At 56.1% G+C, this 16,861-nt stretch carries 12 protein-coding genes, 1 rRNA gene and 1 pseudogene; 7 read left to right on the forward strand and 7 right to left on the reverse strand.

Annotated elements, in window-relative coordinates:
* Positions 1–6: 6 nt before the first annotated feature.
* The 6 genes and pseudogenes from BMY49_RS07370 to BMY49_RS07395 all read right to left on the reverse strand — a co-directional run bounded on the left by BMY49_RS07370 (position 7) and on the right by BMY49_RS07395 (position 6,948).
* Positions 7–1,209, reverse strand: a complete 1,203-nt coding sequence (locus BMY49_RS07370) for an MFS transporter (protein WP_044628274.1) — start codon at positions 1,207–1,209, stop codon at positions 7–9.
* A 10-nt stretch (positions 1,210–1,219) separates the two neighbouring features.
* Positions 1,220–1,720: a hypothetical protein gene (locus BMY49_RS07375; protein ID WP_044628273.1), complete on the reverse strand. Its 501-nt coding sequence runs from the start codon at positions 1,718–1,720 to the stop codon at positions 1,220–1,222.
* Positions 1,721–1,796: 76 nt separating this feature from the next.
* Positions 1,797–3,053, reverse strand: coding sequence for a DEAD/DEAH box helicase (locus BMY49_RS07380; RefSeq protein ID WP_044628272.1), 1,257 nt, complete (start codon positions 3,051–3,053; stop codon positions 1,797–1,799).
* A gap of 272 nt (positions 3,054–3,325) precedes the next feature.
* Entirely contained in the window at positions 3,326–3,913 is a 588-nt protein-coding gene (locus tag BMY49_RS07385) for a PqiC family protein (RefSeq protein ID WP_044628271.1), read from the reverse strand.
* Positions 3,914–3,928: 15 nt separating this feature from the next.
* Positions 3,929–5,611, reverse strand: a complete 1,683-nt coding sequence (gene pqiB / locus BMY49_RS07390; protein WP_044628270.1) for an intermembrane transport protein PqiB — start codon at positions 5,609–5,611, stop codon at positions 3,929–3,931.
* Positions 5,604–6,948 (reverse strand): annotated as a pseudogene (locus tag BMY49_RS07395) (PqiA/YebS family transporter subunit). The gene pqiB and the pseudogene BMY49_RS07395 overlap by 8 nt, the downstream one beginning before the upstream one ends.
* A gap of 185 nt (positions 6,949–7,133) precedes the next feature.
* Here BMY49_RS07395 and BMY49_RS07400 point away from each other — a divergent pair.
* The 6 genes from BMY49_RS07400 to BMY49_RS07425 all read left to right on the forward strand — a co-directional run bounded on the left by BMY49_RS07400 (position 7,134) and on the right by BMY49_RS07425 (position 15,156).
* On the forward strand, positions 7,134–8,108 hold the full coding sequence (locus BMY49_RS07400) for a calcium/sodium antiporter (RefSeq protein WP_044628269.1): 975 nt from the start codon (positions 7,134–7,136) through the stop codon (positions 8,106–8,108).
* Between the two features lie 220 nt (positions 8,109–8,328).
* Positions 8,329–9,744 (forward strand): cytochrome ubiquinol oxidase subunit I, encoded by a 1,416-nt coding sequence (locus BMY49_RS07405; RefSeq protein WP_044628268.1) that lies wholly within the window; start codon positions 8,329–8,331, stop codon positions 9,742–9,744.
* Between the two features lie 3 nt (positions 9,745–9,747).
* Complete coding sequence (gene cydB, locus BMY49_RS07410) at positions 9,748–10,749, forward strand: cytochrome d ubiquinol oxidase subunit II (RefSeq protein ID WP_044628267.1); 1,002 nt, start codon at positions 9,748–9,750, stop codon at positions 10,747–10,749.
* A gap of 3 nt (positions 10,750–10,752) precedes the next feature.
* Positions 10,753–12,429: a thiol reductant ABC exporter subunit CydD gene (cydD, locus tag BMY49_RS07415; RefSeq protein ID WP_074210523.1), complete on the forward strand. Its 1,677-nt coding sequence runs from the start codon at positions 10,753–10,755 to the stop codon at positions 12,427–12,429.
* Entirely contained in the window at positions 12,426–14,132 is a 1,707-nt protein-coding gene (gene cydC, locus BMY49_RS07420) for a thiol reductant ABC exporter subunit CydC (RefSeq protein WP_089675319.1), read from the forward strand. Before cydD ends, cydC begins: the two co-directional genes overlap by 4 nt.
* Positions 14,133–14,163: 31 nt before the next feature.
* The gene (locus BMY49_RS07425) at positions 14,164–15,156 is read left to right on the forward strand and encodes an adenosine deaminase (RefSeq protein WP_089675320.1); all 993 of its coding nucleotides are present in this window, start codon (positions 14,164–14,166) and stop codon (positions 15,154–15,156) included.
* Between the two features lie 40 nt (positions 15,157–15,196).
* On the opposite strand, the gene BMY49_RS07430 is transcribed toward BMY49_RS07425, so the two are convergent.
* On the reverse strand, positions 15,197–16,183 hold the full coding sequence (locus BMY49_RS07430; protein WP_062360341.1) for a cytochrome-c peroxidase: 987 nt from the start codon (positions 16,181–16,183) through the stop codon (positions 15,197–15,199).
* 409 nt (positions 16,184–16,592) lie between these two features.
* Between BMY49_RS07430 and BMY49_RS07435 the strand changes: the two genes are divergently transcribed.
* Positions 16,593–16,861 (forward strand): 16S ribosomal RNA (locus tag BMY49_RS07435); the annotation flags it as partial.

Genomic DNA, 16,861 nt, shown 5'->3' on the forward strand with positions numbered 1-16,861 from the left:
AAGTGGTTAGCGGTGATATACCTGTAGTTGGCCGCTTTGGTCATCAAGCTGCCGTTTGCGTCCCGCAAAGAACGCAAAGCCGCAGCAAACGCCGATCAATCCAATCAGTAGCCAAGCAATATGCTGCGTGGTAGCACCGGCTTGGAGCATCAGACCAACCCCAAAGGGCCCCAATGCGGCCAGGGTATAGCCACCCCCTTGCACCAAGCCAGAAAGCTGGCCTGCAAGGCGTTCGTTTGCGGTTCGCAGTACCAATAAGCTTAATGCAAGGCTAAAACTTCCGCCCTGCCCAAGCCCCAGCAACACGGCACCGGGCCATCGCCATGCCAACGGAGCGGCTAACAACATGACAAGCCCTAAGGCTGTGCATACCAATACCAGCAGTAGGGCCGGGCGCTGGTCGTGATGCAATCGCGCAATCCAAGGCGCACTCAGTGCTGAGACCAGTTGGCACATAATGGAAACGGCCATCGTCCAGCCAGCGGTTGCCTCGCTGTATCCGCGCTCAATCAGAAGAGTTGGCAGCCAGCCGAAAACGATATATGCCATGGAAGATTGAATGCCCATAAAGAGCATCACCTGCCAGGTTAGCGGCTGCCTGAGTAGCGACACGAGGGGGATGCCGGTGGGCAGGTTAAGCGTTGGTTTTGGCGCAGGAGATGGCGCATAGCTGATCCATACGATGAGTGTAGCCAGTGCGAGCAGTGACCAACTGACTAGGCTGGCTTGCCAGTTGCCCAGCCACTGCATTAACGGCACGCTGAGCCCAGCGCCTAGAGCGCCCCCCAAGCAGAGTGCCATGGTGTAGAGCCCGGTGAGCAAATCCGCATTTTGAGGCAGCTCACGCTTGACTAGCGCGGGTAACAGCGTGCCCGCCAAGCCAATAGCACTACCGGCCATGGCGGTACCTAGATAAAGCAATCCAGGAAAAGGCAGAACCCGTAACAGCAAGCCGCTGGCCAGCAGGAGTAATGCGGCACTAAGTGCACGCTCACTCCCTATACGGTTGCCAATCATTGGTGCCAAGGGGGCGGTTAAGCCAAGAAAAAGAACGGGGAGCGTGGTTAGCAAGCCCGCCGCTGAGGCGGAAAGCCCCGCATTTTCTTGCAGCCGACTTAGCAGGGGGGCGACCGAGGACATGGCAGGGCGTAAATTTAGCCCCACCATAAACATCAGCAAAATGAATCGGCAAGCGTGGCGTGAGATCATGAAGCGGCGCTTATTTTAAGTAGGGGCGAAGGTCGCCTCGCACCGCATCTAGCAAGGTGATGAAGTGATAATCTTGCGTGGTATCCAAGCAATCAACACGTGCCTGGGTACGCATGCCTTTATTGATATCAAGCTTGTCGTAAATTTCCAGCGTTAGCTTGCGTGCCGGTTTATCACCTGGCGCGATGATGCCATCTTCTAGGGTAAAAGTTTCCAATAGTGTGACTCGAACGCGGGTGCTGTTGCCTTCGCTTAGTACGCGCCGTACAAATAACCAACCTTCACAGGGGAGTGAGGCGTTATCGCGTTCGCGTAAAAACAGAGTGCGATAACAGGCACCTTCGTTTGAGGCTTTTTCAGCCATGCTGCGATAGGCCTGCAAGACCTGATTAGCTGAGGCGCGGGCGTCCTCTAGGCGCTGAGAAATACCTTGATGCTCGCGGCTGAGTTGCTCCTGACGCTGAAAAGTCAGCCATTGACGATAATCTGCCATGAGTTGTGAAGACGCCATAATCACTCCATGAATTAATTCAGCAAAAACGCCGGAATAAGCGAGGCGCTACCTTCGCATATTCCGGGCGTTCGGGCTACCGGCGAGTGCGACGGCGGCGCTCGCCACCAGCATTGGCAGCTTGGCCGCCAGGCTTGCGGTTAGCCCTTGGCTGGCGCTGACCGCGGCGGCCATTCTCGATCGGTTCTGGCTTGGCATTGGGGTCTGGCTCAAAGCCTGGCTCAATATGTTTCGGCAGCGTTTGATTAATCAGGCGCTCAATGTTTTTGAGTAGGCCGTGTTCATCGACACACACCAAAGACACCGCTTCGCCATTGCTACCCGCGCGCCCTGTGCGCCCAATACGGTGGACATAGTCTTCAGCCACGTTGGGCAGATCGAAATTCACCACGTGAGGAAGTTCATTAATATCTAGCCCGCGTGCCGCAATATCGGTGGCTACCAGCACTTGTAGGTCGCCGCTCTTGAAAGCACCCAGCGCCCGAGTACGTGCTCCTTGGCTTTTGTTGCCATGGATCGCCATCGCGGGAATATCCTGCTTGGAGAGCTGTTCAGCGAGCCGGTTAGCGCCATGCTTGGTGCGGGTAAACACCAGCACCTGGAACCAGTTGTGGCGCTGGATCAGATGGGCCAATAGATCGCGTTTTTTGTCGCGATCAACGCGGTAGATGGCCTGCTCAATTTTTTCTGCCGTGGTGTTGCGTGGAGCCACTTCGATGAGGGCAGGGTTATTCAGCAGTTGCTGGGCCAGCGTTTGGATCTCGTTAGAGAAAGTGGCAGAAAACAGCAGGTTTTGGCGCTGTTTCGGCACCAGACGCAATAGCCGTTTGATATCGTGGATAAAGCCCATGTCTAGCATACGGTCGGCTTCATCTAACACCAGAATTTCAATGGCGGAGAGGTCGACATGCCCTTGCTGGTGCAAATCAAGCAAGCGCCCAGGGGTGGCTACTAGAATGTCCAGGCCGGCTCTTAAAGCGTCGACTTGGGGCTGCTGGCCCACGCCACCAAAAATAATGTGTGAACGTAGTGAGAGGTGCTGCCCATAAGCAGCCACGCTTTCCCCCACTTGTGCAGCCAGTTCGCGGGTGGGTGTGAGGACCAGTGCGCGAACCTGGCGTTTGCCAGGGCGTTTGCCATTTGCCAAGCGCTGTAGCATCGGTAGCGTAAAGCCAGCGGTTTTGCCGGTACCGGTTTGTGCGCTGGCAAGAAGGTCGCGACCTTCAAGAACGATGGGGATGGCCTGTTGTTGAATAGGCGTAGGCTGTGTATAGCCCTGCGCAGTTACCGCGCGCAATAAATCGTCATGCAGACCAAGATCAGAAAAACTCATGCGTTCTCCGCAATCGCATAGCAATCGGCGCCACTAGCTCGGCGGCGTTGCTAGGCGTAATGTTCAAAAAGCGAGGATGGTACACCGTCGCGGCAGCGAAGTTTGCCAGATAATACGCTGTGCCGCGACGGGCATTTATACGTCTTGTAACGCCATACCAGGCATAACAAGGGGGTGACAGGGTAGCGCTGACAGTGATGTCATTTATTGGCAAAGAGTGTAGCACGAAAGTCTCACACCAATGCTGTTCCCCTAGCGATTGCAATAAAGGTTTAGAAGTAGCCGCCTTGTCGAACCTGCTGAGCAATTTGTGCAGCAACACTCTCCCAGCTTTCGCCCAACGAACGGACCAGGGCAGGGTAGCCATCCTGTTCAAGAGTGGTTTCTGCAGTGAAGCTTTTGAGTGCGAGCAACTCGCCATCGGTATCTCGAAGCTGCCACTGGCCGCTGGCTACCGCGACACCGTCAAAGCGGCCTTGGAATTGATCCACTTCCATGGACAGGGTGAGCGCCCCAGGGCTGCTACCTTCTGCTCGTACCACTTGCACGCTGGGTAACTGATCTGCCAATTCGGCCCGTAAGGCGCGTTCAAGCTGGCGCCCAATACCCTCCGCCCACTGGTGCTCCCGCGCTTCGTTTAACGTGATGTCGTCTAACTGCATCACAATCCCGTCCACGTCTAAATAGTGGGCTAGTCGAGGTGTGCGCACTTGCAGCGTGGCCTGGGCGTTAGCCGGTGCGTTCACTGCTGGGCTGGCAGGAAGCATATAGCGTGCAGGGGGAGAGACACTGCTAGCGCAGGCGGAAAGCAGCAAGCTCAAACTGATGATCAGCAGTAGTAGCGGTAATCGGCGTAACATGACGTTCAATCCTTCTTAACGGGGAGCACGAGGAATCGGGTCCTGCGTTTCTAAATTGTCGAACAGCAGCGCGCGTGGGTTCTCGTTCAGCGTCCGAGTGAGCGGTTGTAGGTCACGCATCAGCCGATCCAAACGCTCAATGGCGCCGGTAAGCTCTTGATAGGCGGGCGATGAAGGCGAGACCCCTTGAAGGGTGCTGCGCAGCTCTTCCAGCGTGCCGTTGAGGTTGCTCCCGATGGCTTGCGTTTCTGGATCATTGAGCAACTGATTGATAGACGCGCTGACTGCACGCACTTCGTTCAGTACACTTTCAGAAGCTTGCAGGTTGCGGTCCAGCCCGGCTATCAAAGGTTCTACTTCCAAGGCGTTTAGTTTTTCAAGCAGGCTAGTCACCTGAGCCTGAATCTGTGCAAAACCGCCCGCTACCGTCGGGAATACGGTCCGCTCGGAGAAAACTTCCGCGACGTATTCGTCGGTAAGGTCACGCCGGAAGTTAAGGTCCACAAACAGCGCACCCGTTAACAGGTTGCCATTCTTGAGTGATGCCCGAAGGCCTAGGCCGAACATGCGCTTAAAGCGGTTATCCCACTCCTCCAGGTCGATATCGGTGTTTTCGATCCCTAAGCGTTGTGGTTCGATGCGGATGAGCACAGGGATGGCGAAACGAGCCCGCGAATCGGGCTGTGGCGCCGTAAAATTCCAGGGTACTGCTGCCACGGTACCAATTCGGACGCCACGAAACTCGACCGGTGCGCCTCGTGATAGCCCGCGAACCGTGTCATCAACAAGCAATACATACTCTAGATAGCGGTTAAATGTGCCTTCCCGGGCAGTATCTTCATCAGCATAGAGGTTAAAACGTGTATTGGCTTCTACCGGCTTACCCATGGGAAGATCTTCAGGCACACCAAAGGTGACACCGCCACCCAGCAGAGCTTCCAGCGATTCTACGTTGACCCGCACGCCGTCAGCATCCAGGCGGAAGTCCACTCCGCTAGCGGTCCAGAAGCGGGTGCTATCGGTCACGAGCTGGGCGTAGGGTTCTTCGATAAATACTTGGTGGTGCATGGTACGTGTGTCTGCATCGAAGCGAGCGTCTTCTACGCGCCCTACCGTGTAACCTTGATAAGAGACGGGATCCCCAACACGCAGCGAATTGCCCAATTGGCTGACAAGGCTAATTTGTAATCCTGCTTGCCCAGCAGGCGCGACCGGTGGGAGATCGCTTACCTCAAACTCCCGCTTAGGCTCCTCTGATTGCCCAGGCTCAAGCTGTATATAAGCCCCCGAGAGTACCGTGCCCAGGCCGCTGATGCCTTCGCGACCAATGCGCGGCTTGACGACCCAAAAGCGACTGTCTTCGCGGAGCATGGCTTCGGCTTCGGGTTGAATTTGAGCCATCATCACCGCGTGAGACAGGTCATCAGACAAACGAACGCTCTGTACGCGGCCAATCTCAACATTGCGGCTGCGGATCAGCGTACTGCCCGCCTCAATACCTTCTGCGCTGTCCATGGTCAGCGTCACCATGGTGCCCCGGCTTGAGTAGTTATCATAAACCAGCCACAGCCCAATAATGACGGCCACCAAAGGAACTATCCAAATAGGCGATAGCCGAGTTTGTGGCGACGATTTTGCTTTATGTAACTCATTGTTTTCAGCGTTTGAGGTATTCTGAGGTGTTGAATCATTAGCCATCAACAGGTTCCTTGGTGGCCGCTTTACGGCGAAGAGGGCGTGGAGTGTGGGTATCCCAGATTAAACGAGGGTCAAATGTCATGGCAGCCAGCATGGTGAGCACTACGACGGCACCAAAAGCTAGCGCGGCAGGACCTGGTGTAATCGACATTAATGACCCAGCGCGGATGAGGGCGACCAAAATGGCCACGACAAATACGTCAACCATTGACCAGCGTCCAATAAATTCAGTTAATCGATAGAGGCGGGTACGGCTCTGTGCGTTGAGCTCGTTGCTGCGCTTAATCATCAAGCATAGCCATGCGAGTGCCACCAGTTTGCCAACAGGCACAATCACACTGGCGATAAAAATCACCGCAGCCACCGGCCAGGACCCCATTTGAATGAGCTGGACAACGCCGCCAACGATAGTGGAGGGTGCTGAGCTGCCTAAACTGGTAGTGGTCATGATGGGGTAAAGGTTGGCGGGTATATACATGATGCTAGCTGCAAAGAGAAGCGCCCAGGTGCGCTGTAAGCTATGTGGTAGGCGCTTATGCAGTTTTTCATGGCAGCGAACACAGCGTTCTTTTCCATACTGAATGCGATTAATCAATCCGCAGGTAGGGCAGCCAGTGACATGCTGGCTAGCAGCGGTGGTGCCAGTGAGCGTGCCTTCAGGAGCAAGGGGTTCGCCTTCCAATGAGAACCACATCCAGTCAGCGTCAATGGACTGCACCGTCATTAATAACAGTATGGCGAACAAGCAGAATGCCCAAAAGGAGATGCCAAGTTCAATCTGCGCCATGCCAGCAACTTTAATTAAGCTTACCAGTGCGCCGATGATGAATACATCGGCCATCATCCATGGGGTTAGATGTGCCAGGGAGCGGGCAATGTCACGGCTAAAAGGCATAGGGCGAGACTGCAGTAAGCCAAACTGAAGCCAGACGACGCTTACAAGATATACGGCGGGCAGCACGACAATAGTCATCATGACCGCAATAGCTACTATCGGCTGGTGGAAAGCAATCAGCGTGGTGGCGGTCTGCGATAGATCAATGCGGTTGCCAACACCGCTAACGCTGAAACTGACAAAAGGAAAAGATACCGCGACTATTAATGCGACCAATGAGGCTAACGCTAGCGCCATACTGCGCTGAGCAGGATAACGGTGGCGCTTCACTAACACATGCGAGCAGCGAGGGCAGGTGGCTTTTTCACCAGAGTTCAGGGGGGGGGAGCGCAGATACCCAGTCACATTCATGGCACGCACGCAAACGCCTTCGCTGGGTGCGAGTTTCAGGGGGGGAGCAATCAACCTGGGGTGTATTAACCGGCAGCGAAGGCCGTTTCATAAAGGCGTAATGGGGCAACAGCAAACTCTCTGTGCATAATACGGTTAGAACCAATACGATGGTATATCGTGTGTGTCAACCTAGGTAACCTGATAACTACTTGCAAACAGTACTTGACCAAATACCAGAGTTAGACAAGGATGCAGCCGCGATAGTGCCTAACATTATGACATCAAGGAACTGAAATGTTACTTGCCTTTATTGCTGTGGTAGTAGGCTTGGTCCTGCTCATCTGGAGCGCAGAAAAATTTATTGATGGCGCTGCGGCAACTTCGCGGTGGCTGGGGCTGTCGCCGCTGCTGATTGGTATGTTGGTAATCGGTTTTGGTACTTCTGCACCGGAAATGATGGTGTCGGTGCTGGCAGCGATGCAAGGCAACCCAGGCCTGGCGGTGGGGAATGCGTACGGTTCCAACATTGCCAATATTGGTTTGGTTTTGGGCTTTATCGCACTTATCTCTCCGTTAGCTGTTCATTCAGGTGTTATCCGTAAAGAAATGCCCCTGTTGGTAGCGGTGATGCTGCTTACCGGCTATATGCTTTTCGACGGTTGGATTTCCCGTGCTGAAGCTATTGTGCTGCTAGTGGCGCTGGGCATATTTATTGCGATCAGCATTATTCGTTCTCGAGGTCAGGAGGATGATCCGTTGTTGGGTGAAGTGACCGAAAGTCTTGATAGCAACCCGATGTCGCGCGGTAAGGCCATCATGTGGACGCTGATTGGCTTGGTGCTGTTGATTGCCAGTTCGAGGCTGCTGGTATGGGGAGCTGTCGAGATCGCGGTAGCTTTCGGAGTCAGTGATTTAATTATCGGTTTAACCGTAGTCGCCGTAGGTACTTCTTTGCCGGAGCTGGCTTCTTCAATCAGCGCACTGCGGCGTAAAGAGCACGATATGGTGCTGGGCAACGTGGTGGGCTCTAACCTGTTTAATAGTATGGCCGTTGTTGGGCTGGCGGGAGTGATTGCACCTATTGAAGCGGGTCGTGAGGTGCTGGTGCGTGATTGGAGTGTCATGACCTTTATGACGCTTATGATGGTGCTCTTCGCATTTTCTTGGCGTGGTCGCCCACGGCGTATCAACCGCGTTGAAGGCGGTGTTCTCTTCGCCATTTTTATCGCCTACACAGGCTATATGGTCAGCATTGTGGTGATGTCTTAAACGATTGCACCGAAAAATGGTGGTTTGTCTGAGGAGTATGCGTCAATGCGACACAGCTTTTCAGGCAAACTATCGCTGTATAACGGCGGTCGAAACGTTAAACTACAACACATGTAAAGAATAAGCTTAGTGCTTATAACTAAAATGCAGCGCCATTAAGGCTCAACTAAGCTTGTGACACCCATTGATGGGATTTTAATCCAGGTCTTAGGAGCGTGTGATGGAACTCGACCCCCTTGTACTATCGCGAATGCAGTTCGCCTTCGTTGTATCGTTTCATGCGATTTTTCCGGTCTTCACCATCGGGCTGGCGTCTTACATAGCGCTGCTTCATGGGCTGTTCTTCAAGACCAACAACCCCGCTTGGGACCGCCTGGCACTGTTCTGGACCAAGGTGTTTGCCGTGGTTTTCGGAATGGGCGTCGTCTCCGGGATCGTCATGTCTTTCCAGTTTGGCACCAACTGGAGCAACTTCTCCCAGGCGGCCTCCAACTTCCTCGGGCCGGTGCTCAGCTACGAGGTCGTTACTGCTTTCTTCCTTGAGGCGGCATTCCTCGGTGTCCTGCTCTTTGGCCGAGGCAAGGTGCCACAAGGGGTGCACCTGTTTGCTGCCATCATGGTGGCGATCGGTACTTTCATTTCGTCGTTCTGGATTCTTTCTGCCAACAGCTGGATGCATACGCCGGCAGGGGTAGAACTCATCGACTATCGGTTCCACGTGGTTTCCTGGACCGAAGCGATATTCAATCCCTCCTTTCCTTACCGCTTCGCGCACATGGCCATGGCATCCTTTCTGACCGGTGGCTTCGTGGTGGCCGGTGTGAGTGCCTGGTTCCTGCTGCGTGGTCGCGACCCGGAAGCCAACCGTCGAGCGCTTTCCATGTGCCTTTGGTTGCTGCTGTTTCTGGCGCCAGCCCAGGCAGTCGTGGGGGACTTCCATGGTTTGAATACTCTGGAGCATCAGCCGGCTAAAGTGGCGGCCATGGAAGGGCATTGGGAAACCTCTGGCAACGTTCCGTTGCTGCTGTTCGCCATTCCGGACCAGGAAGCGCAAACCAATCGCTTTGAAATCGGCATCCCCAATCTTGCCAGCCTCATCCTGACCCACTCTACGGATGGGGTTATTCAGGGGCTGAATGAATTTGCTCCTGAAGAGCAGCCGCCGGTCTGGATCGTCTTCTGGGCGTTCCGCGTGATGGTGGGGATCGGACTGTTGATGATTGCCACCGCCCTGATAGGACTGTTGCTGCGTCGCAAAGGCAAATTCCATCAGCACACCGGGTTCCTCAAGACGCTGGTGTACATGATCCCCATGCCGTTCGTCGCCGTGCTGGCTGGTTGGATCGTGACCGAGTCAGGACGTGCCCCATGGCTGGTATACGGCATGATGGCCCATGCGGAAGGCGTTACGCCTTCGTTGACCGGCCCCATGGCGCTGTTTACGCTGGTGGGCTACGTGCTGGTGTACGCGGTGGTGTTCTATGCCGGTATCTACTATCTGACCCGCGTGGTGCGTAACGGCATGCTGCCCAATGAAGAGCGTGAAACGGCAGGCGACAATTTCAGACGCCCCATGCGTCCACTGTCGGCCACGGAAACTCCCTTTGATGACGATGTCGACCCGGTGAGGAACTGAGACATGGAAATGTTTGATCTGACGATAATTTGGGCAGGCATCATCGGGTTCGGACTAATGATGTACGTGCTGATGGACGGTTTCGATCTGGGGCTTGGGATTCTGTATCCCTTCGCCCCGGACGAAGACGCCCGGGATGTGATGATGAACTCCGTGGCGCCGGTCTGGGACGGCAACGAGACCTGGCTGGTGCTGGCGGGTGCCGGTTTGCTCGGGGCTTTCCCGCTGGTCTATTCGGTCTTCCTGCCGGCACTCTATATTGGTGTGTTCTTGATGCTGGCGGGGCTTATTTTCCGGGGTGTGGCCTTCGAGTTCCGCTTCAAGTCCCGGCGCAATCGTCGCTGGTGGAACCGCGCCTTCTGCTGGGGCTCCGGCGTGGCCGCTTTCGCTCAAGGGGCGGTGGTCGGTGCTTACATTCAGGGGTTTCATGTCGAAAACTTTGCCTTTGCAGGTGGCGCTTTCGATTGGCTGACGCCATTCTCGGTACTGACCGGCTTCGGCCTGATGGCAGGTTATGCGTTACTGGGAGCCACCTGGCTGATCTTGAAATCCGAGGGCCACATTCAGGAGTGGGCGTACAGGATCACCCCGCTGCTGTTGGCGCTGGTACTGGGCGTCTTCGGTATCATCAGCATCTGGACTCCGTTCGTGAATCCGGTGGTCTGGGAGCGCTGGTTCGGTCATTTGCAGCTGATCTGGGTGTTCCCGGCATTGGCGCTGCTGTCGGCTTTCATGGTGTATCGCTCCGTGAAACGTCGTGACGAGGGCATTCCCTTTGTAGCCACCATCGGCATCTACGTGTTCACTTACCTGGGGCTGATCGTCAGCAAGTGGCCCATCATCGTGCCCCCCAACTACACGCTGTGGGATGCCGCCTCCGCCCCTGAATCTCAGCTGTTCCTGCTGATCGGTGTGCTGTTCGTCATTCCGATCATCCTGACCTACACCGCCTGGACCTACTGGGTCTTCCGCGGCAAGGTGCGCGTCGGCGAAGGGTACCACTGATTCATGGCCCCTCCTGCGGCCCAGTCGAATTTGTTGACGCCGCGCCGTTGGCTGAGCACGCTGGCTCGTCGTGAGCGAGCTCGGCTGGCGCTGGCGGCGTGCTTCGGCGTGCTGTCCGGCGCTCAGACGATCTTGCTGGTGGTCGGGTTGGCGTGGTCGATCGAGCAACTGGTCGTTCATGGCCGCTCACCTGTCACGCTGGTGCCCGTGCTGCTCGGTCTGGTGGTCGCCGTGGCGTTGCGCTCACTGTTTCTTGCCCTGCAAGAGTCGTTGAGTGCAACTGCCAGCTTGCGCATTCGTCAGTACGCTCGGGAGCAGGTCTTGAACAAGGTCGCCGCGCTAGGCCCGGTCTGGATGACGCGGCAGCAGAGCGGGGCCCTGGCGACCCAGTCGGTCGAGCACATCGAAGCCCTCGATGGCTATTTCGCGCGCTTCCTCCCGCAAATGCGCATCGTCCTTTTGCTGCCACTGCTGATTGCCGTCGTGGTGGGCTGGCTCGATTATCTGGTGGCCATCTTCTTGCTGCTCTCTGCGCCATTGATTCCGCTGTTCATGGCGCTGGTCGGCATGGGGGCAGAGCGTCTCAACAAGGAGCAGTTTGCTTCCGTTGCCAGGCTCTCGGCGCATTTCGTCGACCGCGTACGCGGCATGACGACGCTGCAGCTATTTGGTCATACGCGTGCTGCCCAGCAGGACGTCTGGTATGCCACCGACCAGTATCGCCGCCTGAGCATGCGCACTCTCAGGCTGGCATTTCTCTCGTCAGCGGTATTGGAATTTTTTGCCTCGGTGGCCATCGCCGTCGTCGCCATGTACGTGGGGTTTGGTCTGTTGGGCTATATCGATTACGGTCCTTCCCCCTCGCTGACCCTGTTCAGTGGTCTGGCGGTGTTGCTACTGGCTCCGGAGTTCTTCCAGCCCTTGCGAACCCTCTCGCAGCATTATCATGACCGTGCTGCGGCGCTGGGGGCGGCAGAGAGTATCGTGACCATCCTCAATGAGCCTGACGTGGTGCCGACCCGGTTCGACGCCCCCGTTGAACCAGATGCACTGATTGAATTGGTGGATGTCGAGGTGGGCTATGGTCGGCACTCGGCGGTCTTGATGGGCGTCTCGGCCACGATACGTCAGGCAGATGTGGTGGTTATTACCGGAGAGTCAGGCAGTGGCAAATCTTCCTTGCTGGCGCTGATGGCCGGTTTCATGGCGCCTCTGCGTGGCGCTTGCAGAGTCCGCCAGGGCGAGCAAGTGGCGTGGCTGGATCAATCACCCTGCATCATTCAAGGCTCGTTGGCCGATAACCTGCGCCTGGCGGCGCCTGATGCGACACCGGCTGCCATGCAGGAGGCCCTGGAAAACGCAGGCCTGGGTGAATTGTTGGCTGCCTTGCCCCATGGCCTGGAGACGGTGGTAGGGGAGCGCGGGGTCGGCTTGTCAGGAGGTCAGGCGCAGCGCTTGACCCTGGCTAGAGTATTTCTCAGCCAGGCACCGCTGGTGTTGTTGGATGAGCCCACCGCTAGCCTTGATTCGGCGACGGAAAAGAGCGTGATCGACGCACTGCTGGCCTGGTCGGCGGAAGGGCGAACGTTGGTCATGGCAACACATCACCCTGCGGTGATGGCCGTTGCCACTCGCCACTGGGTGTGTCGAGACGGCCAGCTTCACGAGGTGGCGCCATGAAGTTTCTGCACAATGACCTGAGCCCATGGCTGGCGCTCATGTTAAGGCGCAGGCAGCGCTTCCTCGTGGGTGCGCTGCTGGTATGGGTAACATTGCTGGCGGGCCTTGCGCTGCTGGGTTTGTCCGGCTGGTTCATTGCGGCGTGTGCCCTGGCGGGCATTGCGTTGGCTGCCGGGTTGCCGTCATCGCTGGATATTTATGTGCCCGGCGGCGGCATTCGTTTTTTTGCCTTGCTGCGCACTGTCGCTCGATATACTGAGCGGCTCTACAACCACAATACCGTGCTGACGCTGCTGGCGGATTTACGCTATCGCGTCTTTGGTGACTTGACGCGCCTGGATGACGCATCGTTGCGGCGTCGGCGAGTCGGTGAGTGGTTGAGTCGCCTGACGTCGGATATCGATGCCCTGGATAGCCTGTATCTACGCCTGCTGGTGCCGCCAGTAGTGGCCTTGTTGAGTGTCTGGATCGTTGCAGGTTTCATCGCTATTTGGTTGCCGCTGGTGGGAGCCGTCGTGGCCTGTGTATTGACGCTGCTGTGGCTGGTCATCACCCTGGGCTTTGCCAGGCTGGGTTTCACCAACAGCCATCGGCAAGTGGATGATCAGGAGGAGCTTCGGCGGCTGGTGTTGGATCAGGTACAGGCGTCTGCTGAGCTGATGAGCTACCGAACCAGTGACTGGTACCGCAGGAAAATACGAGCTCACGAACAGCAAGCGCTGGATAACCAGCGTCAGTTGGCCGTGAAGTCTGCGCTGGGAAATGCGCTACTGATGGCGGTAACGGGGCTGTTGATCATCGGTGTGCTCTGGCTGGGGAGTCTGGCACTGGCCGAGCAGCGCGTGGTGGGCCCCATCATGGTCATGGCCGTGATTGCCGTGTTTGGTATCAATGAGGTGCTGGCCAGCCTGCCTGCCGCTTTTGTGCGGTTTGGCGCCAGCCACGGGGCGGCCCAGCGGCTGAATGCCCTGCAGGCGACACAAGGGCAAACGCGTGTGGGCTCTCTTCCGGATGACGAGGGTGGCCATGCCCTGCAACTGCGTGAGGTCATGTTCCGTTATCCGGATGCGGCGGGCTGGGCTATATGCCAGGTTTCCCTGACCCTGCCCGCCGGTCAACGTGGTGCCATCATGGGTATTTCGGGTTCGGGCAAATCGACGCTGGCCAATTTGATCATGGGCCGCATCTCTCCCACTGAAGGGGACGTGTGGGTGGCGGAGCATGCACCCTCTGCCGTTACCCTCGAAAGTAGTGCAGCACATATGGGGTACCTGCCCCAGCAAATAGACCTGTTCGATGGATCGCTGGCCGATAACCTGCGGATCGCCAAGCCTGACGCGACAGACGAAGAGCTTTGGCAGGTGCTTGCCCAGGTCGCTCTCTCGGACTGGGCGAAACGCCAGCCTCGTCAGTTGGCGACTCAGGTGGGTGAAAGAGGGCAGCAGCTTTCAGGCGGGCAGGCGCGCAGAGTGGCGTTGGCGAGGCTGTTCTTACGCTCACCCTCGGTGGTATTGCTGGATGAGCCCTTCGCGGGAGTGGATGCGGCAACGGCCCGGCACGTAGCGGCCTCGCTGGACGCCTGGTTGGTAGGCCGTACGGCGATTTTCTTTGTTCATCAAGTGGATGATGCGGCCCTGGTGCCGGGGTTGGCTCATCAATGGCGGCTTGATGGTGGTAAGTTAATTCACGATACTTCATTTTGATATTCACCGAATCGGCAAGTAGACGGCGACCATGAGCGACTTTTTACGACACCTTCCCAAGGCTGAGCTTCACTTGCATATCGAAGGTTCTCTCGAGCCGGAACTGATGTTCCAACTGGCGGACCGTAATGGCATCGAACTCCCCTATGCCACGGTCGAAGAGGCCAAGGCAGCTTACGATTTCAAAGACCTGCAAGAGTTTCTGAATCTTTATTACCAGGGCATGAACGTCTTACGCAGCGAACAGGACTTCTATGACCTGGCCATGGATTATTTCAAGCGTGCCCGTTCGGAAGGCGTGCTGCATATCGATATGCACTTCGACCCTCAGGCGCATCTGCAGCGTGGGGTACCTTTGGAGGTGGTCATGGCGGGACTGCTCAGGGCCAAACAGGAGGCCGAGAGCCAGCTGGACCTTTCAGTGGGTATGATCATGGCCTTCCTGAGAGATCGTCCAGCCGACGAGGCACTGCACGTTCTCGAGCAGGCGGCACCCTACTGGAAAATGCTGGATGCCATTGGCCTGGACAGCGCCGAGCGTGACAACCCGCCCGAGAAGTTTCAGGCCCTGTTTGCGCGCGCCAAGGAGCTTGGGCTGGTGCGTGTGGCTCATGCGGGCGAGGAGGGGCCTGCCGCTTACATTACGCAAGCCCTGGACCTGTTGGACGTTCAGCGCATCGACCACGGTGTGCGCTGTCTCGAAAGCGAAGACGTCGTGCAGCGTCTCAAGGAGTCCCAGACGGTACTGACCGTGTGCCCGCTCTCCAATGTCAGCCTGAAAGTGGTCGATCAATTGGATCAGCATCCGCTACCGGCGTTGTTGGAAGCGGGGCTGAAGGTCACCATCAGCTCTGACGATCCTGCCTATTTTGGTGGTGGGCTGCTCGAAAATCATATCGCCTGTGCCGATGCCTTTGGCTGGGGAGAAGATACCTTCAAATGGCTGAATCGCAATGCCATGGAAGAAGCCTTCGTCAGCGACGCGCGGCGCGCTGAACTGTTGAAGCGCCTGGAAGCAGCCTGATACAGCCTGCCGCCGCTCCTATGGGCGGCGGCATAGTGCATCAGGGTAGAGCGGGCACCTCGAAATCGGGCATTTCACCTGTCAGGGAGTGCAGAAATGCCGTGATGTTATCAATGGTGGGTTCGTCAAACTCACGTCCCAGCATTTCCTGGCCCATAATGGCCACGGCTTCTTCGAGCGTTTCGGTGGCACCATTGTTCATGTACGGGTAAGTGACGCCGACATTACGCAAGGTGGGGGTGCGGAAGCGGTACTTGTCTCTTTCTTCGCCGGTCACCACGTAGCGACCCAAATCTGTCGACCCCGGCACCTGAATGGCATGAAACTGACTGTCGGTAAAGTTGGCGCCGCGATGGCAGGCAATGCAGCCATTATCAACAAAAGCTACCATGCCGTTTTTCGCTTGTTCGCTAATCGCGTCCATGTCCCCTCTTAAATAGCGATCAAAGGGCGCATCCGGGGTGTTGAGCGTTCGCTGGAAAGCGGCTAATGCTTGTCCTAAATTATCAGCGTTGATCGGGTCTTCTTGATCAGGGTATGCGGCTGAAAATTTATCTTGGTACCGTTCAAATTCAGCTAGGCGCTCCAAAGCATGCTCTAGCTGCATCGCCATCTCAACGTCTGCTTGGATGGGTCCTAATGCTTGTGCTTCAAGGTCGGGTTCTCTACCGTCCCAAAACTGTGCATCTAAAAATCCACTGTTGAGTACAGTGGGCGTATTGCGCTCGCCAACTTGGCCGTTATGGCCAACGGCGCGAGGTATGCGGTCTGACCATCCCAACGCAGGGTTATGACAGGTGGCACAGCTAATAACCCCGCTAGAGGAAATGCGCGGTTCAAAGAACAGCATATTACCCAGCTCAACTTTTTCCTCTGTCTGGGAGTTAGTGGCAGGTAATGGTGGTAGGTGTGGTAAAGGCTCAAACCTCTGGCGATACTCATCTAGGCCATCGCTTGCCTGCGCTGCGCTAGCAGAAAGCAATAGAGTGGCGCCGAGCGCTGAAATCACTTCATATTTGTTACGCATAGTTCCCTCTCTCATCTGGCTCTTTTTTAACGACACGCCGACAATTAGCGGTGGTGTGACGTGAGTATTAGCTTAAAAAAGGGCCGATTCTGGAAGGTTGCGCTGGGTCAAATGTTAAGTCTTTATGTGAGGCTTTCTCGGTCAGAGTACTAATGCGAAAAAAGTGTTGACGCGCTGATTTAAATGCGTAAAATACGCCCATATCGAACGGCAACGCCCTTCGAAAAGCTCTTTAACAATTTGATCAGGTAATTCATGTGGGCGCTTGCCGATGAGGGTGATAAATCACCAATTATCAAGGCAAGCGCACAAGAAAGATGTTCACATCTTTCAAATTCGTTTGAACCTTGAGCCAAGTTTGATCCGCTTTTGTTGCCTTCGGGCAGCGAGTAAGGATCGCATTGATCTTAAACTGAAGAGTTTGATCATGGCTCAGATTGAACGCTGGCGGCAGGCCTAACACATGCAAGTCGAGCGGTAACAGATCCAGCTTGCTGGATGCTGACGAGCGGCGGACGGGTGAGTAATGCATAGGAATCTGCCCGATAGTGGGGGATAACCTGGGGAAACCCAGGCTAATACCGCATACGTCCTACGGGAGAAAGGGGGCTCCGGCTCCCGCTATGGGATGAGCCTATGTCGGATTAGCTAGTTGGTGAGGTAACGGCTCACCAAGGC

Origin of the sequence: Vreelandella aquamarina (assembly GCF_900110265.1) — a bacterium.
Classification (GTDB): domain Bacteria; phylum Pseudomonadota; class Gammaproteobacteria; order Pseudomonadales; family Halomonadaceae; genus Vreelandella; species Vreelandella aquamarina.

What these genes read in the sequence shown, in the direction of transcription:
- BMY49_RS07370 (WP_044628274.1), bottom strand. Translation starts at nt 1,209, where the DNA reads ATGATCTCACGCCACGCTTGCCGATTCATTTTGCTGATGTTTATGGTG.
- BMY49_RS07375 (WP_044628273.1), bottom strand. Translation starts at nt 1,720, where the DNA reads ATGGCGTCTTCACAACTCATGGCAGATTATCGTCAATGGCTGACTTTT.
- BMY49_RS07380 (WP_044628272.1), bottom strand. Translation starts at nt 3,053, where the DNA reads ATGAGTTTTTCTGATCTTGGTCTGCATGACGATTTATTGCGCGCGGTA.
- BMY49_RS07385 (WP_044628271.1), bottom strand. Translation starts at nt 3,913, where the DNA reads ATGTTACGCCGATTACCGCTACTACTGCTGATCATCAGTTTGAGCTTG.
- pqiB (WP_044628270.1), bottom strand. Translation starts at nt 5,611, where the DNA reads ATGGCTAATGATTCAACACCTCAGAATACCTCAAACGCTGAAAACAAT.
- BMY49_RS07400 (WP_044628269.1), top strand. Translation starts at nt 7,134, where the DNA reads ATGTTACTTGCCTTTATTGCTGTGGTAGTAGGCTTGGTCCTGCTCATC.
- BMY49_RS07405 (WP_044628268.1), top strand. Translation starts at nt 8,329, where the DNA reads ATGGAACTCGACCCCCTTGTACTATCGCGAATGCAGTTCGCCTTCGTT.
- cydB (WP_044628267.1), top strand. Translation starts at nt 9,748, where the DNA reads ATGGAAATGTTTGATCTGACGATAATTTGGGCAGGCATCATCGGGTTC.
- cydD (WP_074210523.1), top strand. Translation starts at nt 10,753, where the DNA reads ATGGCCCCTCCTGCGGCCCAGTCGAATTTGTTGACGCCGCGCCGTTGG.
- cydC (WP_089675319.1), top strand. Translation starts at nt 12,426, where the DNA reads ATGAAGTTTCTGCACAATGACCTGAGCCCATGGCTGGCGCTCATGTTA.
- BMY49_RS07425 (WP_089675320.1), top strand. Translation starts at nt 14,164, where the DNA reads ATGAGCGACTTTTTACGACACCTTCCCAAGGCTGAGCTTCACTTGCAT.
- BMY49_RS07430 (WP_062360341.1), bottom strand. Translation starts at nt 16,183, where the DNA reads ATGCGTAACAAATATGAAGTGATTTCAGCGCTCGGCGCCACTCTATTG.